At 67.0% G+C, this 15,984-nt stretch carries 14 protein-coding genes; 6 read left to right on the top strand and 8 right to left on the bottom strand.

Going from position 1 to position 15,984, the window contains the following annotated elements; translation table 11 throughout:
* Positions 1 to 2: 2 nt before the first annotated feature.
* On the bottom strand, positions 3 to 1,040 hold the full coding sequence (locus tag VF106_RS24040) for an NBR1-Ig-like domain-containing protein (protein WP_330842072.1): 1,038 nt from the start codon (positions 1,038 to 1,040) through the stop codon (positions 3 to 5).
* Between the two features lie 95 nt (positions 1,041 to 1,135).
* Positions 1,136 to 1,471 carry a magnesium transporter CorA family protein gene (locus VF106_RS24035; protein ID WP_330842071.1) on the bottom strand — a complete coding sequence of 112 codons (336 nt, stop codon included), beginning with the start codon at positions 1,469 to 1,471 and terminating at the stop codon, positions 1,136 to 1,138.
* Between the two features lie 337 nt (positions 1,472 to 1,808).
* Here VF106_RS24035 and VF106_RS24030 point away from each other — a divergent pair, with 337 nt between their 5' ends.
* Positions 1,809 to 3,002: a hypothetical protein gene (locus VF106_RS24030; protein WP_330842070.1), complete on the top strand. Its 1,194-nt coding sequence runs from the start codon at positions 1,809 to 1,811 to the stop codon at positions 3,000 to 3,002.
* Between the two features lie 15 nt (positions 3,003 to 3,017).
* On the opposite strand, the gene VF106_RS24025 is transcribed toward VF106_RS24030, so the two are convergent.
* Complete coding sequence (locus VF106_RS24025; RefSeq protein WP_330842069.1) at positions 3,018 to 5,072, bottom strand: tetratricopeptide repeat protein; 2,055 nt, start codon at positions 5,070 to 5,072, stop codon at positions 3,018 to 3,020.
* Positions 5,073 to 5,171: 99 nt separating this feature from the next.
* Between VF106_RS24025 and VF106_RS50955 the strand changes: the two genes are divergently transcribed.
* From VF106_RS50955 to VF106_RS24005, 5 genes are all read left to right on the top strand, one after another.
* Positions 5,172 to 5,930, top strand: coding sequence for an AfsR/SARP family transcriptional regulator (locus VF106_RS50955; protein WP_414639051.1), 759 nt, complete (start codon positions 5,172 to 5,174; stop codon positions 5,928 to 5,930).
* The gene (locus VF106_RS24020; RefSeq protein ID WP_330842068.1) at positions 5,897 to 7,003 is read left to right on the top strand and encodes an IS110 family RNA-guided transposase; all 1,107 of its coding nucleotides are present in this window, start codon (positions 5,897 to 5,899) and stop codon (positions 7,001 to 7,003) included. The genes VF106_RS50955 and VF106_RS24020 overlap by 34 nt, the downstream gene beginning before the upstream one ends.
* Positions 7,004 to 7,099: 96 nt before the next feature.
* A complete protein-coding gene (locus tag VF106_RS24015) occupies positions 7,100 to 7,426 on the top strand; it encodes a DUF3024 domain-containing protein (protein WP_330842067.1) in 327 nt (108 codons plus the stop codon).
* Positions 7,427 to 7,445: 19 nt separating this feature from the next.
* Positions 7,446 to 9,140 (top strand): NACHT domain-containing protein, encoded by a 1,695-nt coding sequence (locus VF106_RS24010; RefSeq protein WP_330842066.1) that lies wholly within the window; start codon positions 7,446 to 7,448, stop codon positions 9,138 to 9,140.
* Positions 9,130 to 10,572, top strand: coding sequence for a hypothetical protein (locus VF106_RS24005; protein WP_330842065.1), 1,443 nt, complete (start codon positions 9,130 to 9,132; stop codon positions 10,570 to 10,572). Before VF106_RS24010 ends, VF106_RS24005 begins: the two co-directional genes overlap by 11 nt.
* A gap of 494 nt (positions 10,573 to 11,066) precedes the next feature.
* Here the strand turns inward: VF106_RS24005 and VF106_RS24000 are convergent, their stop codons facing one another.
* From VF106_RS24000 to VF106_RS23980, 5 genes are all read right to left on the bottom strand, one after another.
* A complete protein-coding gene (locus VF106_RS24000; RefSeq protein WP_330842064.1) occupies positions 11,067 to 12,287 on the bottom strand; it encodes a ThiF family adenylyltransferase in 1,221 nt (406 codons plus the stop codon).
* Positions 12,288 to 12,334: 47 nt separating this feature from the next.
* Positions 12,335 to 12,652, bottom strand: a complete 318-nt coding sequence (locus tag VF106_RS23995; protein ID WP_330842063.1) for a ubiquitin-conjugating enzyme family protein — start codon at positions 12,650 to 12,652, stop codon at positions 12,335 to 12,337.
* Positions 12,653 to 12,854: 202 nt separating this feature from the next.
* Positions 12,855 to 13,829: a nucleotidyltransferase family protein gene (locus tag VF106_RS23990; protein WP_330842062.1), complete on the bottom strand. Its 975-nt coding sequence runs from the start codon at positions 13,827 to 13,829 to the stop codon at positions 12,855 to 12,857.
* A 92-nt stretch (positions 13,830 to 13,921) separates the two neighbouring features.
* The gene (locus VF106_RS23985; RefSeq protein ID WP_330842061.1) at positions 13,922 to 14,773 is read right to left on the bottom strand and encodes a tetratricopeptide repeat protein; all 852 of its coding nucleotides are present in this window, start codon (positions 14,771 to 14,773) and stop codon (positions 13,922 to 13,924) included.
* A gap of 13 nt (positions 14,774 to 14,786) precedes the next feature.
* Positions 14,787 to 15,902, bottom strand: coding sequence for an NB-ARC domain-containing protein (locus VF106_RS23980; protein WP_330842060.1), 1,116 nt, complete (start codon positions 15,900 to 15,902; stop codon positions 14,787 to 14,789).
* Positions 15,903 to 15,984 lie beyond the last annotated feature (82 nt).

Below are 15,984 nucleotides of genomic sequence, written 5' to 3'. Positions count from 1 at the left end.
GCTCATCGGACCGGCCAGTCGACAGCCGGGGACGTGAGGTCGTCCGGTGGCACGATGACCGTGACGATCAGGCCGAGCAGTGTGCTGGGAAAGCAGTACACGCCGTTCGGCCAGCCCATTTTCACGCACGCCCGGTATGTGCCGGGACGCCTCGGTGCTCGGATGGGCAAGCGGAGCTCGGCGCTTCCCCCGGGGTCTGTGTCGGGGATCGTGATCAGATGTGGGCTGGCCAGGCTCGCTTCCGCCGGCCCCTGCCCCACGCGGAAGAGCCACCGGTCGCGCCACGGTACGCGCCCGATGTTGTGGATCACCCAGTGTGCGACGAACTGGCTCCCTCCGGCGAGCACGATTCCCTCAGGCATCTCTTCTTCCGCCTCTCCCAGGTTGCCGGATGCGTCTTCGGCCGACGGTTCCCAGTCCCTCGCCTCGACTGGGGGCGTGGTAAGCCGTGGTCGAACTCGCTCGGCTTCCTCCAGCAGGAGGGCGTGGATGTGTGGCTCGAGCTCGTCGCCGGCGCTGACCAGCGGTTCGGCGAGGTATTCATACTCTTGGCCGACCGGGATGTGCTCAGGCAGGTTCCTCGTCAGGCGGGGTAGGTCGTGATCGTGGTCGGCGAGTGCGGCGGTAGCCCAGACGAACATGTCGACGAGGTAGCCGTCGGCGCCGAAGGCGTGGTCGTAGGCGCGGGCCAGCCATGCGGGTACCCGGCTGCCGTAGGTCAGGGTCTTGTCGCCGACGGCCCGGTTGGCAAGCCACCGTGGTGGGGGGAGTTGCGAGTGGTGTCCTCGTTCAAGGGCCAGCACGTACCGCTTGTCGACTAGATGCGGCTCGGATGTACGCCCGTATTCGGTCCTGCCGGGCCGTGCCTGCGGGTAGAGATCCGTGATCGCCATGTTCAGTAGCTCGATCGTGTGCGCGGTGTCGTCGCCCGCGGCGACCCGGAGCTGCCGCATCGCCGCAGTGAGCTCGCGGTTGACGACCAGGTGAAGCGGTAACTCCTTGCGCGGCCGACCGCGGAGCAGGTCTCGGGCACTGGGCACGGTTCCTCCAGGGTGAGCTTGTTACGTTGGTGGACAGAATTGGTATCGGTCCACAGTCGCCCCATGCGTCATCCAACGCCACACATCTTCATCAACTACCGGGGCGGCGACGAGCCCTGGGCGGCCGTGGCCCTCGACCAGGCCTGTCGACCCACCTCGGCGACGACGCCGTGTTCTTGGACTGGCGATCGATCCCGCACGGCATCCCGTTCGACCAAACTCTCCTCCACGCCGTCTGCGCCGCAGCCGTGCTCCTCGTGATGATCGGCGATCGGTGGCTCCAAACGGGTGCCGACGGCATCCGCCAGATCGACCAACCAGAGGACTGGGTACGACGGGAGATCGTCGCCGCCTGCGCCACCGGCACTGCGGCCATTCCCGTTCTTGCGGTCGTGTACCGCGTCGGCAACCGTTCGGATACCGGCGAGCATCCGCGGACTCCTGGCCGTGCGGGGATGAGTGTTCGACATGACTGCCTTCACACGACGATGGGGTGCCGACATGGTGCACGATGGTGCGCGCCGTTCGTTGCGGGCCCTGAGTTCTCGCTGGTCAGCGTGCGTGTCAGAGGTGCAGTCGCACGGCATGGTGCAGCGACCTTCTCGCCTTGCTGCGGCGTCCCAAGTCTGGGTGCCATGGCATCGCGCGATCAGCAAGGTCCGCACCACACCTGCAAGGTCTGGTGCAACCCCACGCGCAACGTCGTGGCGGCAATCTCGGTTACCGAACGCGGGGCAACCAGCTCCGCCTGGCGCCGAGGGAACTAGCGTGACGCGCGACGGTCGAGACTGGGAGGTGCCGGAGCTCAAGGGCATCCGCGCCGGCCTCGTGGTCGTACACACGATTCCCAGCGCCACGCGGCTGTGGCCGATCTACTGCATGCTCGCGCAGGCCAACTCCGGTGTCGTGTGGGACTTCGTCGTCGCACCCGACCGGTACAACGCTCCGGTGCTCCGGTTCCTCGCCGATCGCGGTGTCGTCGTCGTGTCATGGGAAGACCTGGTCAAGGGCGACCAACGCCGGTATGGCATCGCGCTGGCGGCGGCCAGGGACGGGCTGGAGCTGCTGAGGATGCCGGTGATCCAGATAGCGCACGGTGCACTACGCGAGAAGTGGACGCCGCTCTCGGCCGGCGCCGGCGTCCTGATGCCGAGGACGCGCTACGGCACCGGCGTGGACTTCGGCGTCCACCAGGGCCGTACCGTGGCCCGCTACCTGGTGCAGGCCCACCGCGACGAGGTGGACGCCCTCGACCCAGAACTGCGCTCGATCGCATGGACCCTCGGCGATCCGATGGTGGACCAGTTCGACGGGCACCTGGACATGCGGGAGAGTTTCCGCGCGGACCTGGACATCGGTTGCGGCCAACGCCTCGTCACGGTGACCTCGACCGCCGGTAGGCACTGCCTGTGGCGGGACTGGCCAGAGCTTCTCCACCGTCTTGTCACCGAGCTTCCCCAGCACCGCTACCAGGTCATCGCGATCCTTCACCCGCATCTGTGGTACGCCTTTGGCGAGGACCTTCTGAACGCCCTGCGACCCAGCCTGCGGCGAGGTCTGCGGGTCGTGCGTCCCGACGACGACTGGCCTGTGCCCGTGATCGCCGCGGACTGGGTCCTCGGCGATCACGGTTCGGTCTTCCACTACGCGACGCGCAGTTCAGCCGCACTGTTGACCGCGGCGTTCCACCACCCGTCGGTCTACCCCGGCTCGGCGCGGAGTGAACTTGGGCGGCTTGTTCCGTCGTTGTCACGCATGGACCAGATCGAAGCGCGGCTGATCGAGGTGGCGCATCCAGATGTACGCCGCCTCTACGCGCACGCGGGTGAGCGACTGAGCTCCGAACCGGGTGCCTTCGCCGCCAACGTCCGGCGTCTGGTGCACGACGTGCTCAAGGTTCGCGAGCCGACGGTGTCCGCGTGCCTACCGCCGCTCGAGGTGCCCCGTCTGATCACGGGCTGAGCTTCGTGGGCCTGCTCACGAGCGGCGCGCCGACCTGTTGCGATGCCACCGCGCAGCTCGTTGGTGCTCATGTTCGGCGACTTCGTCACCCCGTGAGCATGCCGACTGTGCCAGCAGATCCCGGATGCGCGCGAGCTCGTGGTCGGCGCGCAGCGTGGTCATTGTGCGCATCGCCTCGTACAGCAGCCGCTCCGCCGTGCTGCTGGCGTCCCTCATCAACTCCAGGACGGCCATCTCGACCGTGGTCCTGGCGGCGTTGTACCGGTCGGCGAGATCCTGGAACGTGTCGTGGGCGAGTTGGAGGTGCGACATGGCGTCCCCGGCGCTGCCCAGCGCGGTGCGGGTCCGTGCCAGGTTGACGCGAGTGAGTGCCGCTCCTCGACGCTCACCCAGCTCGATCTGCATCGCCAGCGCGCGCAGGAAGTAGTCCTCGGCTTCTGCGAAGCGCCCCAGCCCGTCATGGAGCAGGCCCAGGTTGTTGAGCGCCGACGCCTGGCCGGGTCTGTCGCCGGCCTCGTGGTGGAGGTCCAGTGCCTGTTCGAAGCAGTCCTTTGCCTCGTCGAACCGGCGCAGATCGAGCAGGCCGAGGCCGAGGTGGTTGAGCAGCAGGGTCTGGGCGACGACGTTGCCGTCCGCACGTGCCGCGCGCAACGCGTTGTCATGGGTCTGCAACCACTCGGGGTAGTGCTTGCGGTGCAGGAAAAGGCTCCACATCGCGTCGGCCATGGCGTAGATGTGTGTGTCGTGTTCCATGTGCGTGTTGCCCCGCACGAGGTCCAGGAGGTGCGTCAAGTGGGTTTCCGTCCAGTCCAGCGCCTGCTCAGCGGCGTCGAACACCGGGACTGTGGACTCGTCGAGCACCGGCTGGACGAGCCGGCGGCGGGTGGGCATCACGACCTTGTCGGCCGCTCGCGCCGCAGCGAGGTACCACTCACACGTCCGCCGTCGCGCGTCGGCGCGGGTACGTTCGTCGTCCAACGACCCGGCCAGTTCTCGGGCGTAGTCACGCACGAGATCATGGAAGCGGTATCGCTTGGCCGGTAGCTCCTCAACGAGGTGCAGGTCGGCGAGTTGGTCGAGCATCTGATCCGCGGCAGCGAGGGAGATCCCCGCCGCGGCGGCCGCCACCGGCGTGCTGAAGTCCGGTCCAGGATGCGAGCCCAGAAGGCGGAAGGTACGCGCTGTGGTGATGGGCAGACATCGGTAGGACAGGCTCAGTGCTGTGCGTACGGACATGATGCCGTCCGTGCTCAGGACGTCGAGCGGGCGACCGTCGAGTCGCATGTCCCCGACCAGTTCCCCGATGCCTCGCCGTGGCCGGACCACCAGTTGTGCCGCGGCCAGGCAGATCGCCAGCGGCAGCCCGCCACAGATGTCGACCAGGGTCGCTGCGGCCTGCTCCTCACTCAGCACACGGCCCACGCCGGCGATTCGTGTCATCAGGGCCAGTGCCGCGTCCTCAGGCAGCGGGGACAGCGCCAGTGTTTCCGCCCCCACGGCCACCAGGCCGGGCATCCTCCTCCTGCTGGTGACGACGAGCGTCGAGTGCGGCGGCCCGGGGACGAACGGCAGCACGTCGACCATCGACGCCGCGTTGTCCAACAGGACGACGAAGCGGCGATCGGCGGTCAGCGAGCGGAAGAGGGCGGAGCGCCCTGCCACCGTTTCCGGCAGCGCTGCGGGCAGCACACCGAGGGCACGCAGGAAAAGGCCGAGGATCTGCTGGGGCTCCGCCGGTCCATCGGGTGCGTGGCCCTGGAGGTCGGCGAACAGTTGTCCGTGCGGATACTGGTCCCGCACGCCCTGCAGCCAGGCGAGCGCGAGCGCCGTCTTGCCGACCCCGGCCGCTCCGGTGATGAGCACCATGCGGGTGGAACCCGTGGCCCGTCGTCCGGACGCGGAGAGATGAGCGAGTTCGGCCTCTCGTCCGGTGAAGTGGGCGGGCACTGCGGGCATCTGGCGCACCGGAGCTGGTTGCACGCTGGAAGGGCCGACGAGGTGCAGGTCGCCGTTGATCGTTTGGGCCTGCACCGCCGGCCCGAAAATACCGTTGTCGATCCGATTCACCATCCGGGAACCGCTCGGTGGGTGCGGCTCACCGTGTTGAGCGATCATCGGCCCCTCGTCCCCTGGAAGCGGCCCGCATGAGATTGTGTTCCCGTCGCACCAATGGTTGTCCGTGCGCGTGGGTGTCGGGTACCGCCGCGCGGGTCCGTCGAGGCCTCCCTGGTGGTGAGCGTGACGTATCGGATCTCGGTGTTCGGCCCGGTGACGGTCTTCGTCGACGACATCGCGCTGAAGCTGGAAGGACCTCAGTCGAGCCACGTGTTGGCCGTGCTCGCGATCCGACTGGGCACACCAGTGCGGCGGGCCGACCTGGTGAATGAGGTCTGGGCCACGAGACCTGAGCCGAAGACGGTGGACAGCAGGATCTCGCGGTTGCGGGACGTCCTGCGGCGAGCACCAGGACTGGAGATCCCCCGGGCAGACAGCAGCGGCTATTGCTTGCGTGCCGAGCGGGGCCGGATTGACCTGCACAGGTTCACCGACCTGGCCAGTCACGCGCTTTCGGCGGCACAGGAGAGCCGTCCCGATGCGGAGAAGCTGCTTCGCCAAGCCCTGGAGCTATGTCGCTCCAATGTCAAGATCGTTGTGCCGCCCTGGTGGCGGTGGACGGATCGGCGGTGGGCTGACTCGTTCCCGTGCTGTCGCCTGACGATGATCAATTCGGTGGTCAGCTCGCGGCCGTTGTGGTGTGCTACCGCGCGGCGGTGGGTTGACTCATTTCCGTGCTGTCGCCGCGAGGTTGACGAGGTCTTGTCATGTCGCCCACCGCCGTGTCCGGCCGACCGGTGTGACTTGATTGGAGCGTGGGCTCGCCCCCTGATTGAGGCATGTCCACCGGCCAGGCCACCCTGCCGTTGTTGAACACCACACTGGAGAACTGCCGCATGGTCATCATCGGGGTCGACCCCCACAAAGACGTCCTCGTCGCCGTCGCTGTGGACGGCAACGGCCGCCAGCTCGCGCTGCGCGACGCCCCAGCACGACCACGCGGATACAAGACACTGCTCGCGTGGACCGCGCAGTTCGAGCAACGCCTGTGGGCGGTGGAAGACGTGCGCCACGTCGCCGGCGGCTTCGTACGATGCCTGCTCGCCGCCGGCGAGTCTGTGGTGTGGGTACCGACCCAGATGAGCTCGGATTACCGCAAGAAGGTTCGCGCGTCGGGCAAGTCCGACCCGATCGACGCGCTCGCCTGCGCCCGCGCCGCCCTGGCCGAGGACCTCCCGGCCGCGGTACCGGACACCGAGGCCCGGAACGTGAAGATGCTGCTCGACCACCGCGAGGACCTGGTCGGTGAGATGGTGCGGATGTGCAGCCGGCTGCGCTGGCACCTGCATGACATCGACCCGGACTTTGCCGCCACCATCCCCAAACACAAACTGCACCGTCCGAAGTGGAACAAGAGTGTCCAGGAGTTCCTCGCCCGCCAGGCCGGCAGCGTCGCGGTGGCGATCTGCGTCGAGCTGATCGGCCGCATCCAAGAACTGGCCCAACGCGCCGCGCAGTTGGAGCGCGAGATCGCAGCTCTGGTCGTGATCCATGTCCCGCAGTTGCTGGCGTTGGAGGGTTGCGGGCCGCTGTCGGCCGCCCGGATCCTGGCCGAGACCGGCGACGTGCGCCGGTTCACCTCGGCCGCGGCCTACGCGATGCACACCGGCACCGCACCCATCCCCGCCTCCTCCGGAAACACGCATCGGGTTCGGCTCAACCGGGGCGGTAACCGGCGGCTCAATGCCGCGATCCACCGCATCGCGATCACCCAGAAACGCATGCACGAACCCGCCCGAACCTACCTGGACAACCGACGCGCCAAGGGAAACAGCAACACCGAAGCGATCCGCGCGCTCAAACGCCACCTCGCCCGCCGCGTCTACGCTCTGCTCAAGAACGGGCCCGACCACGCGCAGGCGGACACCACAGTTCAGGCCGCCTGATCGGTCGACGCCCGGCTGGCGAGCACCAACCTCGCGCCGTCGGCCGGGCCACGGCCTGACGCGTGACTGCCGACGCGGTCTGTCACGATCGCGGGCATGCCCGTCCCGGACACCCACCTGCGCCAGATCACCCGCTGGTGCGAACAGCGCATCCCCGAGCACGCCCGTGACCAGGTTCGCGTCGAGCACACCGTGCGCGGCTCGAACGTGACGATCCTCGAGGTTCGCGCGCCCTGGCGGGAGGACTTCGGACCCGACTGGACCCGCCGCCCGATCGCCCAACTGCGCCACGACGGCACCCGCTGGTGGCTCTACTGGCCCGACCGCAACACCCGCTGGCACCTGCTCCAAGACATCCCAGCCGAAACCTCGCCCGCCCCACTGCTGAACGTCATCGACGAACCCGGCCGAGCCTTCTGGTGACCAACCCCGTAGATCAAGCTTGACATTGAGGCAGGGGGAACCCTTCGACGGACTACACGGCCCGATCGTCACCAAGCAGCGTAACGGGTTGTGGCGGCTACGGCTGGACGTGTACACGGAGTACGCCAACCTGCGGATTCCCGCCGGTGGAGCGGCGGAGGTCGTCGACGAGCTGATCGAGTTCGCCGAGGCGTACCCGAAGCACTCCGGCATCCGGGACGCCGCGGTCCGTGCGCTGGAATGGGTGGGCCGCACCCAGGAGGCGGCAGACCTGCGGCCGCGCGACCCGCAGGGAGACCGAAACGCCCACGGCGGCCCCCGCGACGAACTGTTGGCGTACCTCGGCGCCCTACGCACAACACTGGGCCGCGCTCTGCGCTGGCATCCCGGTGAGGAACTGGCGGCCACGTTCTGCCGGCGCTCGGTGCGCATGGTGAGTGCCTCGACCGCGTATGACGTCGTCGCCGGTCAGCTGCATCTACGGAACCGCGGCCTGGTCCGGGGAGATGCTGACTGGGACGACGCGGTGGCGCTGCCACGTCTGATCGTGGTGCTCGGCGACGCTGGCTACGGCAAGACCTGGCAGCTACGCCGGCACGGCCAGGTCCTATGCGACCGGGCGATGTCGGCGTTGCACCACGGCGCGGACATCACAGCAGTCGACCTTCCCATGTGGCTGCACGCTTCAGCACTGGCCGAGTCGGTGGGTGGCCGCCAGTCCAGGGCTGAGCAGCTGGTGGACGGCGCCATCCGAACGGTCAGTGACGAGAACGTCGTCGTCAGCCAACTGTTGCGCGACCACCTAATCCGACGGTTGACTAGCGGAAACGGGCGACTGCTTGTGCTGGTGGACGCCTACGACGAGGTGTTCGACAGCAGGAGCAAGGACAGCGTCCAGGCGGGGCTGGCCTGGTTGGGGCGGCAAGTGCGAGCCGGCGACGGGCTACGCGTCATCCTCACTTCCCGGCCGGTGGGTTACGTGTGTCCGTTCTCAACGAGGGAGACGACAGTTCCCGTGCACCACGTCGAACTGGCTGCGCTCACCGTCGGTCAGGTCAGACAACTCTGGCAGACCTGGTTCACCCATCTGGGTGTGGAGGTCCCCGAGCCAAGGCTGCAGCCGTTGCTGTCCCGGGACTCGCCCCTCGCCGAGCACGTCCAGGTGCCTCTCATCGCGGCGTTCTGCGCGTGGGTGGCCCAGGATGAGGCCGCCAGTCGTACCAGGGTTGGCTTGTACGAGCAGGTCATTCGTCGCTTCATCGGTATGTGGTGGAAACAGGGGGACCAGAGTCCGCACGGTCACAACACCCGTCACGATCCCGTGCGCCAGCAGCAGATACGGCACGCCCTCGAACAGCTCGCCTGGCACATGGCCGCCGGTGAGGGCGAGTGGCGCGATTGGGTGGACAGCAAGGAGTGCGAGAGCGAGCTCCAGGAAGCCGGCCTGTCTCCGTTGCCGGGCTGGAGCAGGACCGCGGAGTTGGTGGACCTGCACGGCGTCCTGCTGCGCCTCGGCAACCGGCCAGCCAACTACTTCGACAACCCGATTGCCTGGGTGCACCCGAACGTGCACGAATATCTCGCGGCCAACAGCCTCGTCACCCTGCCAGCGCAGGAAGTCGAGTACTGGCTCGAACACGGTCACAACCGGCCGGAATGGGCCGCCACCGTCGTCTTCGCCGCCGAACTGGAGGCCGCTCAGGGTGACACGTGAACGCAAGGTCACCGAAGGACTGCGGAAGCTGGCCGCCGGTGACGATCTCGGCTGGTACACAACACTGCTCATCGACACTGGTGCACAGTCCGCGACCGAGCCCGAGGCAGTGGCGAGGACCATCCGGATGGGCGCCGCGGGGCTACTCGACGCCACGACCGTCGCCCGTGCGCTCGTGCGCATCGAAGGAGTCGACACCGAGCGGGTCGTTCGCCTGCTCGACCGCATGGCGGCGGCTGGCCACTCCAGACGGGAGGTGTGGCAGGCAATGTACTGGTGCGGCGAGCCGGGAGCAGCGCGGCTGGAGCGCGCCGTGCTCGAGGAACCCGACCCGGACGGTGCCGCTGGCCTGCTCGCGGAGCTAGACCTCGACCGAGCCGTGCAAGCCATACGGCTCCGGATCGTCGTCGACGATCGACCGGTGCACGCCGCTGACGCCAGGCCGCTACAACACCTGACGGACACCGACGTCGCCGTGTTGGCCGGCCGCTACGAAGAAGATCCCGCCTGTCTCTCCAAGGCGCAGATCCTGGGATGGACCGAACACCACCTGGCCCGCGACCTCCTGCTCGCGGACCGCCATCTTTACCACCCCGATCATCGGATCCGGCAGGTGGCATTGCACGGCCTGCGCGCGTACTGCGGTCGACGCGCCGAACCGGAGATCGACAAGCTGATCATCGGTCTGATCACCGACGACCCCGCTCCGGAGGTACGCCTGCTGGCCAGGGAAACCATGGAAACCAGGTCGATGATCTTCCCATGGGCCAGGGAGCTGTTGGCCACCGTCACATCACCGATGGACCTGGCCGACGCTGCCTCCACCACCCCGGGTGAGCTTCCCATCGACACCCTGGTCTCCTGGCTGACCACGACCGGACCTCGCCAACGGTGGGCATTGACCCTGGTCGAGACCATGCCGAGCATGCTCGCCGGCGACACAGGCGCTGCGGTCAGGCGCGCGATCGACACACTTGCCGAACGCACACTTCGAGGTGAACTAGGCGCGGAGATGGTGTTCTCACTGTGCGCCATCCTGGGACCTGGTTTCGTCGACCGCTGCGTGACAGCCATGAAGAACGACACCACCGGAAAGCTCCACGTGCTCGCGGTGTCCCTCTCCCGAGCGGTACCGAACGACGAGGACGTGTTCGAAGCACTCGCGATCCACGCCGGACGCCACCCGAGGCCCCTCGGCACCGGAGCACTCACCACCTACCAACTCGACCCCGTCCGACGCGCGCATCATCTGCTAGCCAGACTGGAGACAATGACCCAGTCCGCACCGGAGTCCGTGCGGGTGTGGTCCACGGCCCTGCGTGAGCTCCAATCACAACAGCTTGCCCAGGCGACGCACCAGTTGCGCGAACGGATGGCTGCGGCCGGCAATTACGTGCTGGCCCTACTCCCATCCACCGCTTCCGCTGTGTGAAGCATCTTGTCCAGACTGCGATGCCACAATCCGGTGTGATCGTCATCTGCGGCCTCCTCCACGAGATCGACATCACCCACTGATGCGCGACGGTGTAGCACCGCGACGCACCATCAGCCACCTCGTCCGACGCGTCAACATCCGCGATCCTGGCCGGTGTCCTCGTGACGGAGGAATGAATCGACGACGTCATCCGACTTCGACTCCCGTACGGTCAACGTGACGATGGGATGGGAGGACGCGCCTCGCCCCGGTCGTGTCTAGCTCGTTCGATCGGGCGTTCAGATATGGGGATGGCGCTGCTCTCCCATGCCCAAGGCCTCACCAGCGACAGCGATGTTGCACCGAAACGTCCTCTTCTGCTGCGGCGCGGTCGCGTCCAAACTTCCGAGGAGCGCGTGGGAGCGAATTAGGTGAGCAGTTTGGGAGCGAGACGGGCCACACACGAGGGCGACGACGGCAACAACCGCGTGACACGCTTCGGATGCGAACGCTCATGCCGATTTGATGTTTGCGCAGGTTGGACAACCCGGGCGCGGGGGCGGCGCAGGGTGCCACTCGACTTGGCCTGCTTGAATCAGGTCGTACGGGGGTGACCATCCAGGTTCTGGCCGGAGCGCGAGGACCGCGTGCTCGCCCGCGAACCATTGGTCATGGTGGCCCTTGCTCTGGAGGTACGTGGCGATGGCCATCTTCGCCGCGAGCTGCCCTATGAGGTGGAGATCCGTACCCACCGTGGTCATGGCGTGGTGGGTACGGTAACCGCTACCTGGTTCGAGGTCGGGTATGAGTCCACCAGTTCCCGCCAACGCGTCCAATCGGCATTGGTAGCAGCCGTGATCGGTCCACGGCCACAAGCGCATGAGATCTCCGTAGGCACCGTCGGCGAGGACACATGCGAGGACGGCGGGTACACTCGCGCGCCGGGCGAGGTGGCTGACGACGCGGCGGGGCAGGACGCCGTCCGCAGTGCACACGATCACGTCGATCTCAGTGAGAAGGTCACGAACAGAGTTCGTGTCGCGTACGACGTCGTGCTCGTGGGCGGTGACGCGGGTGTCGGTCCGGGTCAGCTCTAGGTCGGCGCGGAGCGCCTCGACCTTGAGTCTCCCGACGTGGCGGGAGCCGCAGACGTGGCGGGGCAGGTTATGCCACCGCAAGCGTCCCGGGTCCAGGAGGTGGAGGGCGCCGATGCCAGCGGTCGCCAGCGCGTGTGCTGCTGCTCCGCCGATGCTGCCGGCCCCGACCAAGAGAATCCGGCTGCGGCGAATGTCTTCGACCGGCCAGTGGGGAGCGAGCAGCGCGACCCCGGTTTGTTGAGGCTGGACGTCGATGTCGAGCGGTACGGCTCCCTCGGAGCTGACGTGCCACATCGCGAACTCGGGTGCTTTGACGTCCCGGTTCTCCGCGCCTTCCTCGGTCGCGCCCCTTGGCACATGCGTGATCGCGTAGTACGCCACTTTGCCGGGTTGCCGGAATCCGTTCGGCACCATCGAGGCGAAGTCGTGGAGACTGATCTTCGAGTACTTGATGAGAGCAAACAGCCAGTAAAGATTGGTCTCGGGGGGCACCCTATACCAGAGCGAGTTGGGGAAATCGTCTCCAGTTTGGAGGAAGTGCTTGGGCGGGATGTCCACCTGCTTCCTTGAGTCGTTGCCGTCGGACAGCGCTCGAATCACACCGGTGCGATCCGACCGCGACACCCGCAGTGTCACGTGGCCCCATGACGTCGCCCGGCGAATCGCGTCCGCTGCTGCGGCTGTCAGGACGACGCAGAACTCTGGCACGAGGCCTCCTCGACGAGATGGTCGTACGTCGAGTCGGTGACGATGCCGTTCTCGCTCATCCTGTCAATCAAGTTTGCCTTCATCAGCTCATATTCGATGCGCCAGCCTGAAGCTTTGAGCAACAGGTCTGTCACGGACTCCCTGCCTGTCCAGAGTTCCGGCAGGCGTAGAAGGCACAAGCTTCCGTCGCCGTTCAGGTGCCACCTGTGCTGTGTCCGAAGCAGGACAGGTGGCTCGGGTTCACGGGGGAACACGTTGGGAGGCACTATCGGGTAGCTCTGCGGGTAGTTCATGTCGAGCATCAGGCCGTTGCCCCCGGTCAGCTCGTCGAGACCGGTAGGTCGCGGACGTTCGAAGGGCCAGTCGGGTAGCCGACCGGACCAGCGGCCGGCGCCTACTGGCTCGAACCGCAGATCGGGAAAGCAAGTGGGTACCTCATGGCGGTCACGTACCAGTCGCTCCGGATCGGATTCCCACCAGGGCGTCACCGTCTGCTCACCCCTGCGGCCGGTTGTACATGGCTTGGGCGCTTATCAAGGCCGGTCCTGTGACTGTCGTCTTTCCACTCGCGGCTGGTGCCGGGAAGTCGGTTCCGAACACCTTCTGCCACAGGCGGAGCGCCTCGTCGGTGTTTCCTCGGTGTTCAGCCACCTGCGCCGCATGCGCGAACGCGGCGTCCTCCTCGAGCGTAGTGCGCAGCACGACAACGTCGAGGTCGGGCTGGATCGTGCCGCAGTGTCCGGCTGGGTCCTCGATCGGCTGGTTCACCCTGGTCGCGGCCGCCGTGAAGAATCGGCTCAGAGCGTCCGGCCTGGACATATCGAGTGGCAGGCACTCCAGCGCGAGCACCTCCATGACCAAAGAGTTGATCTTCACGTCCCCAGGAACACCGTGCCGCCAGTTCTTGAGCACTCGCACCATCGGCCGGTAGTAGGACCAGGCGTTGTGGCGCTGCTGGACCAGGTTGATCAGATGCTCGGGGTCAGCGATGATCCAGCCGCTGCGGTGGGCGTCCGGGATGAGGAGCGTGTCATCGGACTGGCGAAGCACGGGCATCACGTCGACGGTGAACGCCTCGAGGTCGTCGGGATCGTCGATGAAGCACTTCACGGCCCGGTTCTTGCCGGCGGCGTCGGCACGCCGGACAAGTTCGTCCACCGAGCCGCCGGGATTCCCGAGGAGGTCCTTGGCGCGGGCGCGGGCGTGCTCGATGGCTTCGGCGGCTGACGTCCCTGGATTTCCCCAGGTCGGGTGCTCGGCGACGGAGTACTCGATCACCATGTCCACGTCGTGGACGGGATCGAGCTGCGTTGATCGCCGTAGTGACCCTGACAGCCACGCGACCTCGACGTCTGGCTCTGCCTCGAACGCCTCCTTGAACGTGGTGGCGCGGTCTCGCGCCACTTTGACCAGGTTCGGGTCGGCGTCCACCACCTGCTGGTAGTCGTCGAACGCGGCTTCGATGTCCACTTCATGGCCTCCTGTCCGTGCGTAGCCGTCCAGCGCGCAGGCTAACCGGCAACACCGACAAAAGACGGGTTGACACGCTTCGAGGTTGCGTGTTAGTCGGCGTCCGCAGCGCCGGCTTCGTACGTGGCCAGCAGACGTCTGGCGATCTCGGCGTTCGCGTCGTCGGGGGCGAATAGGTCCACGCATTCGCGCAATCGCGCGGTGCCTGCGGCGAGATCACCGGAAGCGCAGAGGGCGTGGCCGAGTTCCCGGATGGTGAGGGCAGCCCCATAGTCGTCGCCGAGGTCCCGGCGTTCGTCGAGAACGCGTTCGTACAGTTCGATAGCGGCCGTGAATCGTCCCGCGTCGCGGTGGACGTTGGCCGCGTTGTTCCTGGCCCACGCCCGCCCTCGTCCGTAGCCGGTTTCCTCGAAGGCGGCGATCGCCTCCTCGGCGTGGGTGAGGGCCTCGTCGAGATCTCCGGCGTCCCGGTGGATGCCCGAGAGGTTGTTGTGCACGATGCCTGCCTCTTGAAGAGCTCCGCTTCGGTCACACGCGGCTAGTGCTCGCAGGCACAGCTCCACGGCCTCGTCGTACCGCCCCTGTTCGCGGCACGCGTGCGCGTAGCGGCCTGCGACCCAGGCCTGGCCTTCGTCGTCACCAAGTTCGGTCCAGATGGTCAATGCCTCGCGGAAGCACTCCTCGGCCTTCTCATGCTCCATCCGTTCCCGGTGGGCGATTGCGAGACGCCCGAGCAGACTGGCGACACCGTCGCGTTCTCCGGCCGCTCTAGCGGACGCGACCCCGAGGGTGTGAGTGGTGACCCAGTCGTCCCAGGCCTTCTGCCGGTAGAAGAACTCGAACAGCGCAGCGGCGATCCGCCACGCGGTGCCGTGCTCACCGGTGCCGGCCGCCCGCCGCACACAGGCCACCAGGTTAGGTTGTTCCTCCCGCAACCAGGCCATCGCAGAGGCGATATCAGCGAACGCAGCGCCTCCCCCCCTCGGCTGAGGGTGTCCCGGGGTGCCGGGCGTCCAGGACAGCGTCCGCGTTGACGGCCGTGCCGAGATACCAGACGAGCACGCGCTGCAGGGCCCGGTGGCGCTCATCCGCGTCCTCTTCTGCTTCCGCGCGCTCGATGGCGAAGATCCGCAGCAGGTCGTGCATCCGGTAACGGTCCGGCACCACCTGGTCGATCAGGTTCGCCTGACGCAATCCGTCGAGCGTCTTCCGCGCGAGGGCCCGGCTCGTTCCGACGAGTGCCGACGCCGCTTCGGAACCGATCGTCACTCCGGGTGCCAAACCGAGGATCCGAAACGCCCTGCGCTGGTCCAGCGTGAGATGCCGGTACGACACGGAGAACACCACGCGCAAGGCCGTCGTCTCGTCGTCGGTGTCGAGCACGTCGAGCACATCCGCCTCATTCGACAACTCTTCAACGAGGTCGGCGACCTGCGTGTAGTAGCCGCTGGCGATGCGTTCGCCGGCGATGCGCAGCGCCAGCGGCAGGTAGCCACAACGCCTGGCCAACTCCTCTACGGCCTGGTCGGCACCGGCACGCTCGGCGCCGATGACCCGGCTCAGCAACTCCACCGCCTCCGAAACAGGCAAGGGCACCGTGTCCAACACAACGGCTCCCTCCCTGATCGTCAACCCCCTCAACATTGCGCGGCTGGTGACCACCACCGTGCTCGTCCCGCCCGGGACCAGCGGCCTGACCTGGGCAGCATCGGCCGCGTTGTCGAGCACGACGAGCATCCTGCGAGTAGACATTGCCGTGCGGTACGCCGCCGCTCGCCCTTCCAGCGGACTTCCCTCGAACGCACCCGCCAACCCAAGGGAGGCCAGGAAGCCATCCAGCACCTCTCCAGGTTCGGCAGGTGGACCGGCCGGATCAAAGCCGCGGAGATCGGCGAACAGCACACCGTCGTGGAAGTGCTCCTTGTTCCGATGAGCCCAATGCACAACCGTGGCCGTCTTGCCCACACCCGGCAACCCGACCACGCAGTACATCGACGGCGAGCTATCCAACCGGGTGGACTCGTCGAGCCGGGCCAGCAGCGTGGTCTGGTTGACGAAGTTCGTCGCCGCCATCGGCAACTGCTGCGGCACGGGAACATCCCCGGAGCCGTACTTGACGACGACCGTCCCCACCGAACCCGCCTGCAGGACAGTC

Source organism: Actinophytocola sp., from assembly GCF_036378875.1.
Lineage (GTDB): Bacteria > Actinomycetota > Actinomycetes > Mycobacteriales > Pseudonocardiaceae > Actinophytocola.
The sequence above is the reverse complement of the archived record's forward strand: the minus strand, read 5'-3'. Positions and strand labels throughout refer to the sequence as shown.

Coding starts and splice junctions, on each gene's coding strand:
- VF106_RS23995 (WP_330842063.1), bottom strand. CDS start 12,652: ATGAACTACCCGCAGAGCTACCCGATAGTGCCTCCCAACGTGTTCCCC.
- VF106_RS24035 (WP_330842071.1), bottom strand. CDS start 1,471: ATGCTCGCCGGTATCCGAACGGTTGCCGACGCGGTACACGACCGCAAG.
- VF106_RS23985 (WP_330842061.1), bottom strand. CDS start 14,773: ATGGCCTGGTTGCGGGAGGAACAACCTAACCTGGTGGCCTGTGTGCGG.
- VF106_RS23980 (WP_330842060.1), bottom strand. CDS start 15,902: ATGGCGGCGACGAACTTCGTCAACCAGACCACGCTGCTGGCCCGGCTC.
- VF106_RS24020 (WP_330842068.1), top strand. CDS start 5,897: ATGTCCACCGGCCAGGCCACCCTGCCGTTGTTGAACACCACACTGGAG.
- VF106_RS24025 (WP_330842069.1), bottom strand. CDS start 5,072: ATGGTGAATCGGATCGACAACGGTATTTTCGGGCCGGCGGTGCAGGCC.
- VF106_RS50955 (WP_414639051.1), top strand. CDS start 5,172: ATGGTTGTCCGTGCGCGTGGGTGTCGGGTACCGCCGCGCGGGTCCGTC.
- VF106_RS24015 (WP_330842067.1), top strand. CDS start 7,100: ATGCCCGTCCCGGACACCCACCTGCGCCAGATCACCCGCTGGTGCGAA.